The 16,396-nt window shown below is 46.8% G+C and carries 21 protein-coding genes; all 21 read left to right on the forward strand.

Annotated elements, in window-relative coordinates:
• The first annotated feature begins 209 nt into the window (after window positions 1-209).
• The 21 genes from BLS59_RS25000 (at window position 210) to traM (ending at window position 16,376) form a co-directional block, all read left to right on the forward strand.
• Complete coding sequence (locus BLS59_RS25000; RefSeq protein ID WP_091154173.1) at window positions 210-491, forward strand: hypothetical protein; 282 nt, start codon at window positions 210-212, stop codon at window positions 489-491.
• A gap of 233 nt (window positions 492-724) precedes the next feature.
• Complete coding sequence (locus tag BLS59_RS25005; RefSeq protein ID WP_091154176.1) at window positions 725-1,000, forward strand: hypothetical protein; 276 nt, start codon at window positions 725-727, stop codon at window positions 998-1,000.
• Between the two features lie 57 nt (window positions 1,001-1,057).
• Entirely contained in the window at window positions 1,058-1,963 is a 906-nt protein-coding gene (locus tag BLS59_RS25010) for a toprim domain-containing protein (RefSeq protein ID WP_091154180.1), read from the forward strand.
• Window positions 1,964-2,222: 259 nt separating this feature from the next.
• Window positions 2,223-2,633: a plasmid mobilization protein gene (locus tag BLS59_RS25015; RefSeq protein WP_091154183.1), complete on the forward strand. Its 411-nt coding sequence runs from the start codon at window positions 2,223-2,225 to the stop codon at window positions 2,631-2,633.
• Window positions 2,634-3,166: 533 nt separating this feature from the next.
• Window positions 3,167-3,574, forward strand: coding sequence for a hypothetical protein (locus tag BLS59_RS25020; RefSeq protein ID WP_143014237.1), 408 nt, complete (start codon window positions 3,167-3,169; stop codon window positions 3,572-3,574).
• 25 nt (window positions 3,575-3,599) lie between these two features.
• Entirely contained in the window at window positions 3,600-4,967 is a 1,368-nt protein-coding gene (locus BLS59_RS25025) for a relaxase/mobilization nuclease domain-containing protein (RefSeq protein WP_091154189.1), read from the forward strand.
• Window positions 4,968-4,985: 18 nt separating this feature from the next.
• Window positions 4,986-5,639 carry a ParA family protein gene (locus BLS59_RS25030; protein WP_091154193.1) on the forward strand — a complete coding sequence of 218 codons (654 nt, stop codon included), beginning with the start codon at window positions 4,986-4,988 and terminating at the stop codon, window positions 5,637-5,639.
• Window positions 5,614-5,967 carry a hypothetical protein gene (locus tag BLS59_RS25035; protein WP_091154197.1) on the forward strand — a complete coding sequence of 118 codons (354 nt, stop codon included), beginning with the start codon at window positions 5,614-5,616 and terminating at the stop codon, window positions 5,965-5,967. Before BLS59_RS25030 ends, BLS59_RS25035 begins: the two co-directional genes overlap by 26 nt.
• Entirely contained in the window at window positions 5,967-6,305 is a 339-nt protein-coding gene (locus tag BLS59_RS25040; RefSeq protein ID WP_091154200.1) for a hypothetical protein, read from the forward strand. The genes BLS59_RS25035 and BLS59_RS25040 overlap by 1 nt, the downstream gene beginning before the upstream one ends.
• Before the next feature lie 3 nt (window positions 6,306-6,308).
• The gene (locus BLS59_RS25045) at window positions 6,309-6,614 is read left to right on the forward strand and encodes a DUF4134 family protein (protein WP_091154203.1); all 306 of its coding nucleotides are present in this window, start codon (window positions 6,309-6,311) and stop codon (window positions 6,612-6,614) included.
• Between the two features lie 85 nt (window positions 6,615-6,699).
• Window positions 6,700-7,008 carry a DUF4134 domain-containing protein gene (locus BLS59_RS25050; RefSeq protein WP_091154494.1) on the forward strand — a complete coding sequence of 103 codons (309 nt, stop codon included), beginning with the start codon at window positions 6,700-6,702 and terminating at the stop codon, window positions 7,006-7,008.
• Window positions 7,008-7,304, forward strand: coding sequence for a DUF4133 domain-containing protein (locus BLS59_RS25055; protein ID WP_091154207.1), 297 nt, complete (start codon window positions 7,008-7,010; stop codon window positions 7,302-7,304). The genes BLS59_RS25050 and BLS59_RS25055 overlap by 1 nt, the downstream gene beginning before the upstream one ends.
• Window positions 7,294-10,065: a TraG family conjugative transposon ATPase gene (locus BLS59_RS32330; RefSeq protein ID WP_240315335.1), complete on the forward strand. Its 2,772-nt coding sequence runs from the start codon at window positions 7,294-7,296 to the stop codon at window positions 10,063-10,065. Before BLS59_RS25055 ends, BLS59_RS32330 begins: the two co-directional genes overlap by 11 nt.
• 3 nt (window positions 10,066-10,068) lie before the next feature.
• Window positions 10,069-10,737, forward strand: a complete 669-nt coding sequence (locus tag BLS59_RS25070) for a hypothetical protein (protein WP_091154211.1) — start codon at window positions 10,069-10,071, stop codon at window positions 10,735-10,737.
• The gene (locus tag BLS59_RS25075) at window positions 10,734-11,402 is read left to right on the forward strand and encodes a hypothetical protein (RefSeq protein ID WP_205411348.1); all 669 of its coding nucleotides are present in this window, start codon (window positions 10,734-10,736) and stop codon (window positions 11,400-11,402) included. The genes BLS59_RS25070 and BLS59_RS25075 overlap by 4 nt, the downstream gene beginning before the upstream one ends.
• A complete protein-coding gene (locus BLS59_RS25080) occupies window positions 11,399-12,064 on the forward strand; it encodes a hypothetical protein (RefSeq protein WP_091154214.1) in 666 nt (221 codons plus the stop codon). The genes BLS59_RS25075 and BLS59_RS25080 overlap by 4 nt, the downstream gene beginning before the upstream one ends.
• Window positions 12,061-12,837: a hypothetical protein gene (locus BLS59_RS25085; RefSeq protein WP_091154218.1), complete on the forward strand. Its 777-nt coding sequence runs from the start codon at window positions 12,061-12,063 to the stop codon at window positions 12,835-12,837. The genes BLS59_RS25080 and BLS59_RS25085 overlap by 4 nt, the downstream gene beginning before the upstream one ends.
• Window positions 12,838-12,841: 4 nt before the next feature.
• Window positions 12,842-14,005 (forward strand): TraJ family protein, encoded by a 1,164-nt coding sequence (locus BLS59_RS25090; protein WP_091154221.1) that lies wholly within the window; start codon window positions 12,842-12,844, stop codon window positions 14,003-14,005.
• Window positions 14,006-14,068: 63 nt separating this feature from the next.
• Window positions 14,069-14,683 carry a conjugative transposon protein TraK gene (gene traK / locus BLS59_RS25095; RefSeq protein WP_091154225.1) on the forward strand — a complete coding sequence of 205 codons (615 nt, stop codon included), beginning with the start codon at window positions 14,069-14,071 and terminating at the stop codon, window positions 14,681-14,683.
• A complete protein-coding gene (locus BLS59_RS25100) occupies window positions 14,661-15,095 on the forward strand; it encodes a hypothetical protein (protein ID WP_091154229.1) in 435 nt (144 codons plus the stop codon). The genes traK and BLS59_RS25100 overlap by 23 nt, the downstream gene beginning before the upstream one ends.
• 42 nt (window positions 15,096-15,137) lie before the next feature.
• Window positions 15,138-16,376: a conjugative transposon protein TraM gene (traM, locus tag BLS59_RS25105; RefSeq protein ID WP_091154232.1), complete on the forward strand. Its 1,239-nt coding sequence runs from the start codon at window positions 15,138-15,140 to the stop codon at window positions 16,374-16,376.
• Window positions 16,377-16,396 lie beyond the last annotated feature (20 nt).

Raw genomic sequence — 16,396 nt, forward strand, 5'->3', positions numbered from 1 at the left:
TACTCCGCGCCGTTATTTCGTGAATATCTGCTATACGAAACAAGCTCAAAAAATATTTTAAGACAAATTTCGCATGTCCACAATTTGCTTATTTGTTTTATAAAATATTAATTATCAGATTTTTATAAATGAGTTCTCTAAGGGGGTGAAAGCTTTTTTTCACCCCCTTTCCCTGTTTTTGCCTTCTCCTAAACCCTTGCTTTGTCCCCATGAAGCTGAAAGAATTCACTCACATCCTGCTCACTTCTGCCCTGACCGGGGCCGGCAAAGCAATTGCGGCATGTGGCGGTTTACCCGCCGCCATCTGCAAGGCTGAGGCTTACCGGCTGTATGGCCGCTGTGATGTGGATCGGTGGATTTCGGAGGGACTGATTACTCCTACTGCCCTTTCCGGCAGCACTCCAAAAAAAATGCTTGACAGAACTAAGCTGGAACGAATTGCCGCTTCCAGCAACAGAATAACCTATCAGCCGGTGGCTGACAGGAAGTAAGCTCAACGCTTACTGCTCTTTGACATTGGGGGATGAAGCATTATCCGGCGCTGAGCCGGAAATTGATGAGCAGTTGCAAGCCGCAGATCTGTACGTGTACAGACCCGCCGCTCGGCAATGAACCACAGGCAGTCCGTTTGGACGAGGTATGTAGATACTTACGCAGGTAGTCCCGAATCTTAAAAGCCTCTATAGACAGCAATGTTTATAGAGGCTTTTTTATTTAAGAAATTATGGAAATCCAGATCACTCAACACCAATTAAAACTAATGCTCCAGCAGGCAGCTGCCCTTGGCGCCAAAGCCGCACTCATCCAAACCGGGAAAATAAAGCCATACCTCACCAAGGCCGAAGCTTTCCGCCTTTACGGCCGGAATAATATTGAGCACTGGATTAATGAAGGGTTGATCACCGCGCGAAAGGATGGCGATTTATCGGCATCGTGGCGGTTGGACTGCATGCAAGTCGAGGCCATTATCAGGTCAAAGGAAATATTGCAATGCCTTTAGGATTCGCTTCTCAAGCACTGGTCATCTCTCAGGCTACATCATTTAAACCAACATAACATGGATGATTTATTGAACGCATCTGCGATTAAGGAACAGATTTCCCTGGTCGATCTTTTACAACGTCTGGGATTTAACCCTTTCCGGCGTTCAGGTAAAGAGCTATTTTACCTGAGCATGCTGCGGGACAACGATACAAAACCCTCGTTTACCGTAAACGAACAGCTTAATGTCTGGTATGACCACGGCATGGGTAAGGGTGGAACGCTGATTGATTTTGCTCAACTATATTGGGGACTTTCGTTCCGGGATACCTTGCAGAAGATCAAAGATACCTGTGGGGTTACACGGGTCATTCTGCCAAATGATTTTGAAAAGCCCCGGAGACGCCATGCGGTGAGAATACCAAATTACCAGGTCGAGGATATCAAAGACCTCGGGCATAACTATGCTATTACGGAGTATTTACAGGAACGCTGTGTTTGGAACGTGGCACGCGGACTGTTAAAGGAAATCTATTACTACGTCGAAGACGAGAAGAAAGTACGCAAGTATTTCTTTGCCGCCGGCTGGCAAAACGAATTTGGCGCCTGGGAAGTCCGCAATAAATACTTTAAAGGTTGCCTGGGCCATAAAGCAATGACTTACCTGCCGGGTGATGAAGGAAAGCTGGTTATTTTCGAAGGCTACTTTAATTACCTCAGCTGGCGGGTTCTGAATAAACAAGCAAGCACCAGCGTATTGATCTTAAATACACTTTCGTTGTTTCAGGCAGCGCTGCAAAAGGCAAAAGATTTTGCTAATGTTGAACTATACTTCGACCGTGATCAGGCGGGACACGAAGCATCCATTGAATTTATCCGAGCATTAAAGCAAGCCGAAGACCTGTCAGCGACTTATAAAGGCTTCAATGATTTTAATGATTATTTAAAGGCTCTCACTAGAAACCCTGGCCCGTCAGCTTAAGTAAAACGAAAACGCTTATAAGTAAGCACGCTTGCTGACACATTTCATTTAATTCATATTGATATTAAATGGACAGTTTCGATGGGGAAAATGAAGCTATGATACATAGCTACATTTCCGTTTTTCAAACGGCAAGATGTATTTTTGTCGGACAAAAATTCCCTACGGTCATTTTCTTACCGCCAAAAATTCTCTTGCCTTTAAGTTGCCCCTGGCGAACTTAAAGGGAGTATCGGAAATTCGCAACTCATTTCCTCTTATGACAGCTTCCAGAAATGCTAAGGGCAGACCGCTGCTTACCGAGGGTAAGCGCACCAAAAAGATTGATGCCCGGTTTACCGAAGCGGAATTTAAGCTGGTACTGGAACTGGAAAAGCAATTAGGTGTCCGCAGGACGGACCTGGTCCGGATGCGTTTGTTAAATAACGCTTCCAGCCTGGTGATCAACGCCAAAGATCTTATTTCCAGCATTGACAGTATCGCGGCGGAGATGGGGCGTGCGGGCAATAATATCAATCAGTTGGCGCATTATGCCAACATCCATAAAATTAAAGGTATCCTGCGGGAACAAGTCGCGGAAAGATTCAACTTACTGTTTGAAAACTACATCGGGCAACAAAAGGAACTGGAAATCGCTTTAAGGAAAATCATCAGGTTAATGGGCAGGTGACAGGCCGGTATATCGTTACAAAGTATTAACGTCACTTAGTTACCCGGCTGTAAAGTTGGTAAAGAACTTTAGATCTTGTTATAACGAACATAAGTTATAACGTTATCACGCACTTCCGTTATTAAGTTAATCCGTTAGGTCATAACGATGTTATAGCTGTCCGGTTACACAGCTATAAAGATCACTTGGTCATTTGATCTGCAGTCCTGCAATTACATTGCTGTGCCGTAAGCCGGTTATTCAGTTATAAGCGATCTTGCTACTTTGTTATCGCGTTCACTTGTTCGTATGACACCGGGTTCTACAATTACAATGGTACTTACCTATTAAGTTATCGGGTTATAAAGTAACTTGATATGACGCTACCGGGTTATAGGTTTACACAGCGCTATTGTCCCCAAGATACAGCAAACCTTTGTTACACGGCACATCAGTTATACCGTTTGGCTGATTGCATGGTACCTGATTATACAGCTATAAACTTATCGGGTAGCCCGATAGGATGGCTTTCCATTTACAATAAAACTCAATTTATGGCACCAAGAACAAAACATTACTTCGAAATTGGCATGCTGCCCATTTTCATGCTACCGGTGATCGCGTTAACGATTGGCCTCACCTTATGGTTCAGTGATTCTCACCAGAATAAATACAATTTACCTGACATGGAAGCTGGTTACAGCAAACCGTTTACACCGAAAGAAAGAGTCGCCCTCTATGAGGACACCGATTCAACCGAACTGGAAGAAAATGATCATGCTGTATTCTCCTTCACCGGGGATACCGTTCTGGTATTGTCTGACAGCGACCCGCTGAGAAATCCGCCGGACAGTTACCGGGTGCTATACAAAAACAAGCAGGGCGCCCTTCAGATTATTGATCTGCCGGAAGCGGAGCTTTTGAAAATCCCGGCCGACACTACTGGCACAGCTAACGAGTAAATGCGGTATTAAAGAATTCATTTTAATGATTGTCCATATTTTCGATCCCGGCGCGAAGTTCACCGCAGTACGGTATAACACGGATAAAGTAGACAACGGTAAGGGTGAACTCATGAAAGTATCAGGGTTCGGGCCTCTTCAGATATTCAATGAAGTGCGGCCCGAGGATTACCGGAACTATCTGGAGCTATTGTCGGCCGGTAATAAAAACGTTAAGCTTCCTCAATTTCATGCCGTCATTTCCGCTAAAGGAAAGGAACATGACGCGTACACGCTGACCGAAATAGCAACTGCCTGGCTAGACAGCATGGGTTATGGCCGGCAGCCTTATCTCATTGTCTTTCACAAAGACACCAGTAATCACCATGTGCATATGGTCACTACCCGGGTTGACAGGGCCGGAAAAAAGATAGACAGCAATTTTGAGCATATCAATGCGGTCCGCCGCCTGAACAAAATCATCGGTCTTGACGAAGGTGAAACCGTGAAACAGGATATTGCCAAAGCTTTAGCTTACCGCTTTTCAACGAAGGCACAGTTTATAATGATCCTGGAAAGTCAGGGGTATGTTTTAAAGGAAACAGCTGGACGGTTTGAAGTTATCAAATTCGGCCATAAACTGGCTGAAGTTCCACTGGATAAAGTAACCGAAAGGATAGCGGACTATGCGCCAAACAAGAAACAGATCCAACAACTGCGGGCCATTATCACCAAATACAGCAAGCAGAAGGACGTAACCCCACAAATTAAAACTATTCCACTGCCCGGCGGATTATCAAAACCGGGGAAAACATATACCTCCGAATTGGCCGAATACCTGAGCAAACGGCTTGGCATCTTATTTATATTTCATGCGGACCAGGGTAAACCGCCTTATGGTTACACCGTAATAGATCATAAAAATAAGGCCGTCTTTAAAGGCAGCGAAATACTGGCACTAAAGGCGCTGCTCTCCCGCAATCCATCGGATCTCCGGAAAGGTCCGAATGAAAAGCGAGTGCAGGGAGATAAGCCTGAGCGCAAAAAAGCAAGCCTGAACCCGGCCACGCCGGAACAAAAAGATTATTACAGCGCCTTGTTGAAAGCCGCGCTTCACAATTATCCCGACCTGGCACAGGGACTGCGTCACCAGGGTTTACGGGTGGATAAGGCAGGGTCTTTTTATCACCTGACAGATGAAACAGGAACTGCTATTCCTATAGATGAATTATTATCAGCAGAGGACCGCACCTATTTCGCGGAGGCTTACGGCCAGTATGCAGAGGTATCAGAAGAACTGTACCGGCAACTGGATTATATCCCGCCGGTATCGATCGCGGAGGACATTGACGACGAGCAAATCAACGGGCGTAACCGCAGGCGCAAGAAAAAAGCAAGAACCAATACCCGCTAAGGGTCAAAATCAAAAATCATGGTCATAATCATTGGAAACCAAAAAGGTGGAGCGGGAAAAAGTACGCTTACTTTATTGCTGGCGAACTACTTAACGCTGGCCAAAAAATGCGCTGTAACGATACTTGATATGGATTATCAGCAAAGCATCGCTCAAAAATTCGAGAAGGCTAAAATACTCGAGAACGCTGAACCCTACCAGGTACTGGCTGCCAATCTCGACGTCTACCCGGATATTAGGGAAGTGTTAAATGCGAACGGCGAACAGATTGTACTCATCGACCTGCCTGGTAAACTCGACGATGATGGCTTGATCCCGGTATTTCAATCGGCTGACCTGGTGATCTGCCCTTTTGCTTACGATGAGTTCAGCTTTGAATCTACAGTGTTGTTCTCCGTTGTGCTCCGGAGTATCCATCCCAAAGTAAAGATCACTTATATACCCAACCGCATTAAAGCAAATGTGAGGTACGAAACCAAGATAGAGGTAGATGAACAATTGTCAAAATTTGGTGTAGTGACCGAATCACTTCCCGACCGCATCGACTTCCAGCGTACCAATACTTTTCAGACGCCTTTATCAGTATATCCGGTAATCTCACCGGTGTTCGATAAAATATTCAAAGAACATATAAATCCAACACATCATGAGCGAAATCAAAACGCTGGCTGATCAGCTGCGCAGTAAGATCGGCGGCCCCGCAAATTCCGGCCAGGCCAAAAAAACGAAGCAGCCCGGCATCAGAGATATCAGCCCTAAAAACAATGCGCCGCCGGAAATTCCCGCTATACTGGAGGCCATCAGAGCTTACGACAACTCAGATCATAAAAGCATGGTACATGCCAGGTTTGACGAACGCACCGCCCAGACGATGAACCAGTTGAAAATGGCGACCGGCGTGGACGTGACCAAGTTCGTTGCCTTCGCGGTTCGCAAACTGCTCAACGAGCATCCCGAATTAAAAACAATCATCAAACAATTTTTTCAAAACATAGAATAATGAGCTGGTTACATTTTATATTATGGATCGCCGGTATATACCTCTTGTATTACCTGGCCAATATTTTTTACGACGTTTCGATAGCCGGCCGACATCCCCCTGAAGCGGCGGCCGGCAATGAATTATCTTTTATCGACAATCATCAGCCAATGCAACTGGTGCCTGAATCCGACGCGAAGAGCACCGAGGGTAAACCGGCCGAAGTCAAAAATCCCGCCGTAAGATCTAAGGTGCGCGAAGAGAATGAGATTATTGCCACCCGAGGGGTTACGCTCAAAAATCTATTCAATCATGCCAGGGAAGAATCCTTTATCTACACCAAGGCAGTAAGCTTCTAAAGTATGAAAAAGATCCTGTCTGCGGCGTCCGCACTTGTTGCATTATGCCTTACGGCATACGGTTCATTTGCGCAGCCTGGTATAGATGAAATGAACCAGGCCAGGCAGCAATTGTCTTCGTCATTTTTTTCAGCGCTGGACTGCGCGCTCGTTATGGCCGCGCTCTTTGGTATTACCGGCGCGGTGAAGATCTACCATAACTGGCAGATGGGCAAGCCCCGTATTGATTCCGATATCGCCGCATGGTTCTACGCGGCATTTTTCATGGTACTGGCGGGTATGTTCCTGAGAGCCATATTTGGCATCTAAACATCCTGCTATACTTTTTATCGAGGCGGTTCCCGGGCGGGAAGCCGCTTTTTTTTTGCCACAAATTTTTAATCCCAATAACACAATGAACAAAACAAAACAATTATGGGCAACAGCAGTGCTGTTGATCCTGTGCAAGGCGTCTGCCTTTGCCCAAAACGGTGTAAACGGTCTAAACACCGCAACTTCCACTCTTAAAACTTATGTCGGCCCGGTCACCAATATCGCACTGGTCATTGGCGGCATTGTCGGTATCGTCGGGGCTATCCGTGTCTATTCGAAATGGAATAGTGGGGACCAGGATATCAACAAGGAATTAATGGGATGGGGAGGCAGCTGCGTGTTTCTCGTGGTATCCGCATTGATCATTAAGGCCTTCTTCGGACTAACCTAATGGAGAAGCAATTTGCAGTTTACAAGGGGCTCCAAAAGCCCCTTGTATTTCGCGGGTTCAAAGGAAAATTCATCTATTGGGGCCTTGGTTGTTTGCTCGCCGGACTGGTACTTGGCGCATTGACAATGTCCCTGATCAACATGTGGCTGGGAGCCATCGTCCTCATCGGCAGCGTTGTCGGCGGTCTTCTGTTTACTGCAGGGAAACAAAAACACGGCCTGCACGGAAAAACCCGCTATTCCGGCATCTATCTCCATCAACTCAACTTCAAAAAATTAAACCGTTATGGCAAGTAAAACAGTTTTTAAGATGCCGTATATCGGCATAGACAAAAGCGGCGCTTTTGATTTGCTCGTAGGACTAAACGGCGAGTATTCTGTTGTCATCAAAATAGCGAACCCTGTTATCCGTTATTCCGCCGCGCCTTCGGGATATGATGAGTTTCACGGCCTGCTGCTCAATGTTGTTAAAGTGTTAGGTGACGGCTACCTGTTGCAAAAACAGGATGTGCTCAGCCGTGAAAGTTACCCTGCCAAAAAAGCCGACGAGTATTTACAATCCCGCTATTTTGAACATTTTACAGGGCGGGATTATGTGGAAATACGTTCTTATTTAACCATCACCAGGCAGGTAAAAAAGGGAACATTCTATGTTTATGATAAAAGACTGCTGACCGATTTCCGACAGGCGATCGATAAAGTATTAAATATCCTGGAACTGGGGAAAGCCGGACCCGAGGTGCTCAAAGAAGGAGCAATCAATTCGCTGGTCATGCGAACCCTTTCTATGGATTTCAGCAGCGGCAATATTATTTTAGATAACCTCGCGGCATCGGATGTCGAACTGAAAATGGGTGACCGCGCCATCAGGAATATTAGCCTGATCAATATCGACAATATCGATTTGCCGACGCAGGTTGGTACCCATATCGAGCTGAATGAACAGGAATCCATGCGTGGCTTTCCGGTCGATTTTCTGTCTTTTCTTTTTAAGGTCCCCGGATTTGAAACCATCATTTACAACCAGGTCATTGAAATTCCCAACCAGGTGATGACACTGCGTAAACTGGAGCTAAAGAAAAAACGGCATTCAGGCATTCCCGATCCTGCAAATTCATTGTGCGTAGAGGACATAGACCAACTGCTTACCGATGTGGCCAGGGATAACCAATTGCTGGTCAACTGTCACTTTAATATAACCATAGCCGCCGGTAATGAACAAATTCAAAAAGCGGTCAATTTCATAGAGAGCTCGCTGTTTCAATTAGGGATCATTCCGAGTAAGAACGCCTATAATCAACTGGAATTGTTCCGCACACAACTGCCCGGGAATACAGTAGAACTGAAAAACTACGACTGGTTCCTGACTACCTGTGATGCGGCTATTTGCTTTTTTTTTAAAGAAACATTGCAAAAAGACGAACCATCGGATTTTCTCATCCGGTTTACGGACCGGCAAGGAATTCCAGTCGGGATAGATCTATCGGACCTGCCGATGCGGACCGGACGCATCAACTCAAGAAACCGATTTTGTTTAGGGCCAAGCGGGTCCGGAAAATCTTATGCTATAAATTCCATTGTGGAGCAATACATGCTTTACAATATGGACGTGGTCATCGTCGACACCGGCCATTCTTATTCCGGCTTATGCTCCTATTATAGAGGCAAGTATATCACGTACACGGAACAGAAGCCGATTACGATGAACCCCTTCCAGATCACGGAAGCGGAATATAATATCGAAAAGAAAGATTTCCTTGGCACATTGATCGGCTTGCTCTGGAAAGGAGCCGAGGGTGTGCTCACGCCGGTTGAACATGATGTCATTGCTAACGTAATCGGGGCATACTACAGTAGTTATTTCGCCCGCAGTCCCTTTCCTGGTTTGACCGAGCCGGAAGTGAACCTCATACGCGGGCACGTATTCAGCGAGTTCAAAAACAACTTCATCGCCGCGAGCGACCTGGAAGGATTGGAAATAGGCTATTTCGATGCTGATGACGCTGAAGATGAACCGGAAACGGTTATCGCGCAAACAGGTGACCCACAGGATATGACGGGCATTTTTGCGGACACCACTACTAACAGAAAGCGGTTTTACCAGGCCGTATTCCAGGAGGAATACGAAAAGGCAATCGCCCATGAAACCAGCCTGGCCCAACAAAAATTTGAGCAGACACGCGTGATCAGCCTGAGCTTTAACAGCTTTTATGAATTCGCCATCGCTAAAATACCGGAAATTAAAAGAGAGGAACGCATTTCATTTGACCTCGATGAGTTTAGGTATGTGCTGAAAAAGTTTTATAGGGGCGGCGAATATGATGCCATATTAAACGAAGCCGTCGATGAATCCCTGTTTACCGAACCCTTTATTGTCTTCGAAATTGACAATGTGAAGGAAAACAAAATTTTGTTTCCGGTAGTCACCCTCATAATCATGGACGTTTTCATCCAGAAAATGCGGCACCGCAGTTCACAGCGTAAAGCCCTGATAATTGAAGAGGCGTGGAAGGCGATCGCTTCACCACTCATGGCCGGATACATTTTGTATTTGTATAAAACCGTCAGGAAGTTTTGGGGTGAAGCGATTGTCGTTACCCAGGAACTGGCGGACATTTTAGGAAACGCAGTAGTAAAAGACAGCATTCTGAGTAATTCTGATACCATCATCCTCCTTGACCAAAGCAAGTTTAAAGAAAATTATAAGGAGATCGCCAAACTCCTGTCCATTACCGAAACTGAACAGAAAAAGATATTCACGATCAATAAGCTGGATAATAAGGAAGGCCGCGGGCGATTCAAGGAAGTGTATATCCGGCGCGGCGCAACCGGTGAGGTTTATGGCATAGAAGTGTCGATCGAGCAGTATTTGACCTACACGACGGAAAAGCCTGAAAAGTCTGCGGTTGAGATTTACACCAATGCCTATGGGTCGTACCCGGCGGGATTGGATGCTTTCGTGAATGACCTGAAGGAAGCCAAACTGCCGCTGGGCGACTTTATTAAGCGGGTTAATCAAACCGGCAAACCAATCAATTATCACCTTTTATCCGTATAATTTATGAAAGCAACGTTTTTTCTTTTAGGATGCCTATGTTTTTTTATCCATAGCGCCAATGCCCAGGAACTGGTGGTCGACCCGACCACTTCCGCCGCCATCCTTGTCAACAGTTCGGTGATCAACGGACAGCTAAATACCACCAATAATAACCTCAATTTGATCCAAAAGGGACAACTGGCGGTTACCGGTCAGCTAACGATCGTAAACGATCTGCAAAATAAAATCTACAAAGGGCTGAGCGAAGTAGCTTCCGTAATTAATAACCTGACCACGATCAAGGATATCGCCGAATGCGGCACCGACATTGTAAAGGATGTCCAGCAGTCCATCACTATTGCACAGTCAGATCCGGTTTTACTACTGTTTGCTGAACAGGGTGCACGTGACTTTGAAACCCGCGCGATCACCCTTTCCGCCGATGTGAGCGCCTTTGTGTTGAAAGCGGGAGGAAATAACCTCATGGATTCCGGCGAGCGGGGCAAGTTGCTCAACCATATCGCGACAGAAATGAGAATTCTTCGCGGCATAGCTTACGGTATGCAGCGCGCGATGTACTGGGCAAAAATGCGCGGCATTTTCCATTCCTTGAATCCCTGGGAAACCTGGCAGAGCATGGATGTCCGGATAGCCAACGATGTGATTAATAACGCAAAATACCTGAAACAATGAGAAAGCTATTAGTGCTCATTTTTCCTTTGGCCCTATACCTTTCTCCTTCCTTCGGTCAGCAAAGTACAATCGATGTAGTAGGCATGCACCAGTTGATCGATCAATCCAAGGCCGAAAATAAGTTACAGGTACAGGCCCGTAACCAGCAGGCTGCCGCAACAGCGAATGAGCAAGCTAACCTGACGCTGCTTGCCAAACTGAAAAATACATACCGGACATTGCAACAGCGATACAATACGCTGGGCACAGCGATAAATATCGCAAATATTGGCATTTACGCCACACCCATGGTCGATCAGATCATCAGGAACCAGGCACAAATCGTACAGCTGACAGCAAAAAATCCGGCCATCGTTGTTTTGGGTCTGAGGTCCCAAATTGAATTCGTCGACAAGGCGCAAAGCTTGCTGGGCTATGTGACCGGTTTAACACTTTCTTTAGGCGATGTTAACCAATTGAAGGCCTCCGACCGGAAGCTGCTTTTTGACTATGTCATCTCTGAATTAAGCAGCATACAGGAGCTGTCCGCGAACATGCTGAACCTTTTGCAATACAATAACCTGGCGGCGGTCATCAGGGCCCTCGACCCCTTCCAGAACTTCATCAGCCAGGATAAGGCGATGATCGACAACATCCTTAGCAATGCTAAATACCTGAAACAATGAAAAAGCTATTCTTATTTTTCGCGCTATCCTGTTGGTTTTTGGGGGCGAAGGCGCAGCAATACGTAATTGACCCGCAATATTTTTCGTCCGTCATGGCGAACCAGGCGGTCAGAAGCAGCGCGGAACAAACCCACAACCAGTATCTGGGAAAAATCCACAATAATATCGACGATATTAATATTAATGTCGGCTCGGTGGTTACCGCGCAAGCCATCATCTATAACGGTTTATCTAACGTCAATTCGGCTTTAAAGGACGGCCTTGCAGTAAAAAACCTGGCGGTAATTACCGGAGATATGGTCAGTTACCTTAACCAGGCGCTGGAGCTGGCGAAAGATGAACCCTATCTGCTATTATTTGCGAGCAATATTCAAAACGAGATGCGGGTCAAAGCTGCCGGCCTGGTCAGCGATGTCTCCGGCTATATACTCAAGTCAGGTGATAATGTACTGGCGGATTACAACAGCCGGGACCAATTGCTCCAAAAGGTCACTCAGCGCCTGCAGATCCTCGACGGCCTTGCTTATGGCACCTGGCGCGCGATGTATTGGGCGAAACAACGCGGTATAGTCGCTTCGCTCAACCCTTTCCAGGGGTATATCAACCACGATAAATTTTTTGTACAACAGATCATACAGAACGCTAAATACCTACAACAATGAAATACTTATTGACCCTCCTCTTATTTTCCGCCTCCCGCTTTTTGTTCGCTCAATCAGTAATTAAGGACCAGGCGATCGAATATCAAAGCCAGCGAATGGTTTTCCAGCAATGGGACCAAAACAAATTCAAACCCGGCAAAGGCTTTTTAGACACGAATCCTTATTACTGGCTGGTATGGGGCTTTTTCGACCCGAATTATCACAAGACGGACCTGCGTCCATTGAGCGCGACAGGCCCACAAACGCAGCGCCTCGCATTAGTGGGTTCGATGAATACCATTGATAATAATTACAAACTCCATTCCGACACCCTCCGTAACACAGCGCTTTCACAGATCGCCAGTCAATCAGGTCTGCTGTCTGACGCCGATCCATTGTGGCTACTATATTATAGCCAGCAGCTATCGCCCGTCATCAATAATTCGATGGTAACCATATTGGCCGGGCTATCGCCGCAGGTAAGCGCCAAACTGGTCTCCGAAGGCCTCTACAACTGGTATAAAAACGAGTTGGATATGCTGAAGGAGCGGATACAGGGTGCAAGGTCTACCGACATGGACCGCGGTTCCAGGATCATGGCTTATTACCGGTATCTGAAAGAATACCGCACGCTGGCGGGTGTCTGGGCCATCCGCACAAGTGCCGCCCAATCGACTTTGGACATAGCGGCCAAACAACAGCAATTACAAAAAGGCACAGTGCCTGTGCCGGACTGGACACCCCAAAGCGACATCCGGATCGCCAACGGTATCATTCAAAACGCAAACTATTAATCCAATGAAAAAACGAATGTTTTTATTAAGCCTGCTATTCCTGCTTTTCGCGGCGACGAGCTATGGCCAGGTGCCCATAGATACCGCGAACTATAAACATTCCCTGCAGTTTATGCAGGGTGACGGTGTTTACGATTCAGGCATGTGGGTATTACTGAAAGGCCTCCAGGCCTCTATCTGGAATAGCTTCAGTATGTTCATCGTCGACGCCCAGGCGCTTGCGGCCATATTCATGATCATCTTTTTTTCCATCAAGAGTTATGAAATGATGGTAGGTGACAAAAAAATGGAGATTATGCCGTTGCTCCGGCCCTTTGGCTTAGCAATGATCATTATCTGGTGGAGTCCCTTTACGCACGCTGTTGCCTATCCAACTGAACTGATCGCGGCCCAAACCGAACAGCGGTTCGATGACGTACAAAGCACGGTTGATGACCTGCGTTTTAAGCGCGCAAACCTGATGCTGGCCGTCGCCAATTCCCTGTATACCTACCAGGCTCAGGCCGATGTCGCGGAAAAAGAATCGGATACCTGGTACGGCCAGGCATGGGACTCGGTAACGAGCACGGTTAAGGAAGGTATTTCTACTGTTGTTTCGCCTTTACTGGAACTGAAAAACCGATTAACGATCGGTATGCAGCTGCTGGTCACGCAACTATTGGAGCTTTTAGGTATCTGGATTCTACGAATCGCGGTGTACGTGATATTTATGATCCAGATCATTTATGCATCCATCCTTATTATTCTTGGGCCATTCTCGGTGGCGGTCAGTATTTTACCCGCATTCCGCGACAGCTTTACGACCTGGATCGCGCGTTTTATCTCCGTTAATTTATACTCCGGGATCGGCTACCTGATCATGTACCTCTGCGGCCTGATGGAACAGTATGCGCTGACCTCCGAGATCAGCAAATACCAGGAACTGGTCGGCCAGAACGGCACAGCAGCAGACATGGCCAAGATGGCGGTCTTTGCAGGCAATGGCATTTTATCGTTCGGCACAGTGATCGTTACTTTTCTGATCGGCGCCATCTGCATGTTTACCGTTCCGAGCATTTCCACCTGGATCGTATCTACCTCCGGTATAACTTCCGCCACCTCCAGCTTTGGCCGCGGCGCTGCAACGGTTGTCGGTGTCGCCCGTAAGGCCAGCGGAAGTTTCTTTTAAACTCAAATAAATTAAACCAAAAGGCTACCTGACGATTCAGGCGGCCTTTTTTCATTTAAACTTATGATCATACAAAATATTGAAGCTAAGATCCGGCTGGCGACCATCGTCGTCCTGGGCAGTTTTTTAACCTCTGTTATTGTTGCCATCGTGGCCTGTTCCTTTGCTTACCGTGAAGTATCATCGGCACAGAAAAGCATCTACATCCTTGATAATAACGTCCCCATCATGGCCAAACAGACGGATATCGAGATGAATCGTCCGGCGGAATATAGGGCTGATGTAGACCTGTTCCATTCGCTTTTTTTCTCGCTGACGCCGGATGACAAGTATATCGAATACCAGTTAAAAAAGGCGATGTACCTCATTGATGAGTCGGGCGTTGAACAATACAACAACCTCAAGGAAAATGGCTATTTCAATTCGATCCTCTCATCCAGTTCTGTACTCAGCCTTCAGACAGATTCGATCATTTTGGATATGCCCCGGCATTATTTCCGCTATTATGGAAAGCTGAATATAGACCGGCGCAGCTCTACCGTCACCCGGTCGCTGATCACGGAAGGTTACCTGAAAGATATTCCACGCAGCGATAACAACCCGCACGGGGTGCTCATTACCAATTGGAAAACCTTAGAAAACAAAGATCTCGAAGATGTTCAAAAAAATACATTCTAACCGCGATCCGCAGGACACAGTGTTCAGCGAATTGAAAAAGGAGTTCCGGGTTTATTTTGACCGGACAGGTCACGGCTGGCGCAATTTTATCAGCCGCTATCCTAAGTTCCTTTTTGGCAGCATGATCGGCCTGATGCTGATCTCGCTCGTGCTTTCCTTTACGGTGTTCCGTTTGCGCGACGTGCCTGTAAAAATAAAAAGCGTCGCAGAGGCTGAACAACCCAGGCCCGTAAGTGACGGCTTTTCGCGCATTATTCAGGCAGGAGCGGCACTGAAGGAAACAATCAGCCTCAAAAAGTTTATCGACAGCACTATGGCAAAGCCCTTCCTATCGGAGGCAGACAGTGTCCGGCTGGAGGAGGCACTCGACCGGCTGCAGAACATCAACAAGAATTTAAACCTGCCCAAATAAGCTATGGACTTTCAATAAAACGATCACTAATCAACGAATGCAATGAAGAACCTCAATTTAAAACAACCGAAATACGTGTTGCCGGCACTCATATTGCCATTCCTGCTTTTATTTTTTGCTGTTTACCACAGCGGCGCGGGAAAGCAAAAAACGGCAACCAAACAACAGGACGGGATCAATACGAATGTCGGCGAAGTTTCCAATGATGTGAAAAAGGAAAAGCTGACTGGCAAGCTCGATGCCTATCGCAACACCTATAAGGAAGCCGATGGATATACTGCCGTGAATAACATCCCGCGGGAGAAATCCAGCGTTGCGGGATTCGACAACAATTACACCGACCAGCAGAAAAAAATGCTGGATTCCATTGACCAGGCGATGAAGCAGCGGTATGGCATGAACCCGGTTCAACAGGCCAGTCACGGTGCCGGCTCCAATTATAAAGCGGTATACGGCAGCCATAAAACCGGGGCATCAGCACAGGACAAGGCGCTTGCCAGTGCGCTTTCGGGCCTGTCCGGGAGGCAGCAAAGCATAGCTAATTACGGCCCGAATCCCAGATCGACAGGCAAAGAAAAAGACCCCATGGAGCTTTTCAAACAGCAGATGGCCTATATGGACAGCCTGAACAAAATGAACGATCCGGCCTATAAGGCCGAAAAGCTAAAACAGGCGGCACTGGCAAAAGCGCAGCAGGAACAAGGGAAAGAAAAAATACTCTCCGTCAGCAAAGGCGAAAATATCCCGCCGGAATTCAATACCATCATGCCGGATAACAAAGAGAATATGATCATGGCGGTTATCGACGAAGACGTCACCGGTTATGTCAGTTCCCGCATTCGCTTACGCTTGCTCGACAATATTAGAGCCGGAAACATCCTGATTGATAAGGGCACTTATTTATATGCGCTCATCAGCGGCTTTTCAGGCCAGCGCGTGACCCTTTCTGTCAGGTCAATATTTTACCATAATCGCGTGCTCCCGGTTAAACTGGATATTTATGATATGGACGGGCTCCCTGGGCTTTATGTTCCGGAATCGGCTTTCAGAGACTTCACCAAGGACCTCGGCACCAATACGATCCAGGGGATCACCATTGACGGTGGCAGCGGCTCCACATCAGCCAGCAGCCAACTGCTGATGAGTTCGGTGGACAAGATTTTCGAATCCACTTCCTCGGCCATTGCCGGGGCGATCCGGAAGAACAAAGCCAAGGTCAAATACAATTCCTATATCTATTTAATCGATTCGCAGGCGCTTCAGAATGAGCAAAACCAGTAAGCGGATTATAAAACACGAAA

This window comes from Mucilaginibacter pineti, assembly GCF_900101875.1.
Classification (GTDB): domain Bacteria; phylum Bacteroidota; class Bacteroidia; order Sphingobacteriales; family Sphingobacteriaceae; genus Mucilaginibacter; species Mucilaginibacter pineti.

Coding starts and splice junctions, on each gene's coding strand:
- BLS59_RS25000 (WP_091154173.1), top strand. CDS start 210: ATGAAGCTGAAAGAATTCACTCACATCCTGCTCACTTCTGCCCTGACC.
- BLS59_RS25005 (WP_091154176.1), top strand. CDS start 725: ATGGAAATCCAGATCACTCAACACCAATTAAAACTAATGCTCCAGCAG.
- BLS59_RS25075 (WP_205411348.1), top strand. CDS start 10,734: ATGAGAAAGCTATTAGTGCTCATTTTTCCTTTGGCCCTATACCTTTCT.
- BLS59_RS25090 (WP_091154221.1), top strand. CDS start 12,842: ATGAAAAAACGAATGTTTTTATTAAGCCTGCTATTCCTGCTTTTCGCG.
- BLS59_RS25015 (WP_091154183.1), top strand. CDS start 2,223: ATGACAGCTTCCAGAAATGCTAAGGGCAGACCGCTGCTTACCGAGGGT.
- BLS59_RS25045 (WP_091154203.1), top strand. CDS start 6,309: ATGAAAAAGATCCTGTCTGCGGCGTCCGCACTTGTTGCATTATGCCTT.
- BLS59_RS25085 (WP_091154218.1), top strand. CDS start 12,061: ATGAAATACTTATTGACCCTCCTCTTATTTTCCGCCTCCCGCTTTTTG.
- BLS59_RS25020 (WP_143014237.1), top strand. CDS start 3,167: ATGGCACCAAGAACAAAACATTACTTCGAAATTGGCATGCTGCCCATT.
- traK (WP_091154225.1), top strand. CDS start 14,069: ATGATCATACAAAATATTGAAGCTAAGATCCGGCTGGCGACCATCGTC.
- BLS59_RS25040 (WP_091154200.1), top strand. CDS start 5,967: ATGAGCTGGTTACATTTTATATTATGGATCGCCGGTATATACCTCTTG.
- BLS59_RS25055 (WP_091154207.1), top strand. CDS start 7,008: ATGGAGAAGCAATTTGCAGTTTACAAGGGGCTCCAAAAGCCCCTTGTA.
- BLS59_RS32330 (WP_240315335.1), top strand. CDS start 7,294: ATGGCAAGTAAAACAGTTTTTAAGATGCCGTATATCGGCATAGACAAA.
- BLS59_RS25100 (WP_091154229.1), top strand. CDS start 14,661: ATGTTCAAAAAAATACATTCTAACCGCGATCCGCAGGACACAGTGTTC.
- traM (WP_091154232.1), top strand. CDS start 15,138: ATGAAGAACCTCAATTTAAAACAACCGAAATACGTGTTGCCGGCACTC.
- BLS59_RS25035 (WP_091154197.1), top strand. CDS start 5,614: ATGAGCGAAATCAAAACGCTGGCTGATCAGCTGCGCAGTAAGATCGGC.
- BLS59_RS25030 (WP_091154193.1), top strand. CDS start 4,986: ATGGTCATAATCATTGGAAACCAAAAAGGTGGAGCGGGAAAAAGTACG.
- BLS59_RS25050 (WP_091154494.1), top strand. CDS start 6,700: ATGAACAAAACAAAACAATTATGGGCAACAGCAGTGCTGTTGATCCTG.
- BLS59_RS25080 (WP_091154214.1), top strand. CDS start 11,399: ATGAAAAAGCTATTCTTATTTTTCGCGCTATCCTGTTGGTTTTTGGGG.
- BLS59_RS25025 (WP_091154189.1), top strand. CDS start 3,600: ATGATTGTCCATATTTTCGATCCCGGCGCGAAGTTCACCGCAGTACGG.
- BLS59_RS25010 (WP_091154180.1), top strand. CDS start 1,058: ATGGATGATTTATTGAACGCATCTGCGATTAAGGAACAGATTTCCCTG.
- BLS59_RS25070 (WP_091154211.1), top strand. CDS start 10,069: ATGAAAGCAACGTTTTTTCTTTTAGGATGCCTATGTTTTTTTATCCAT.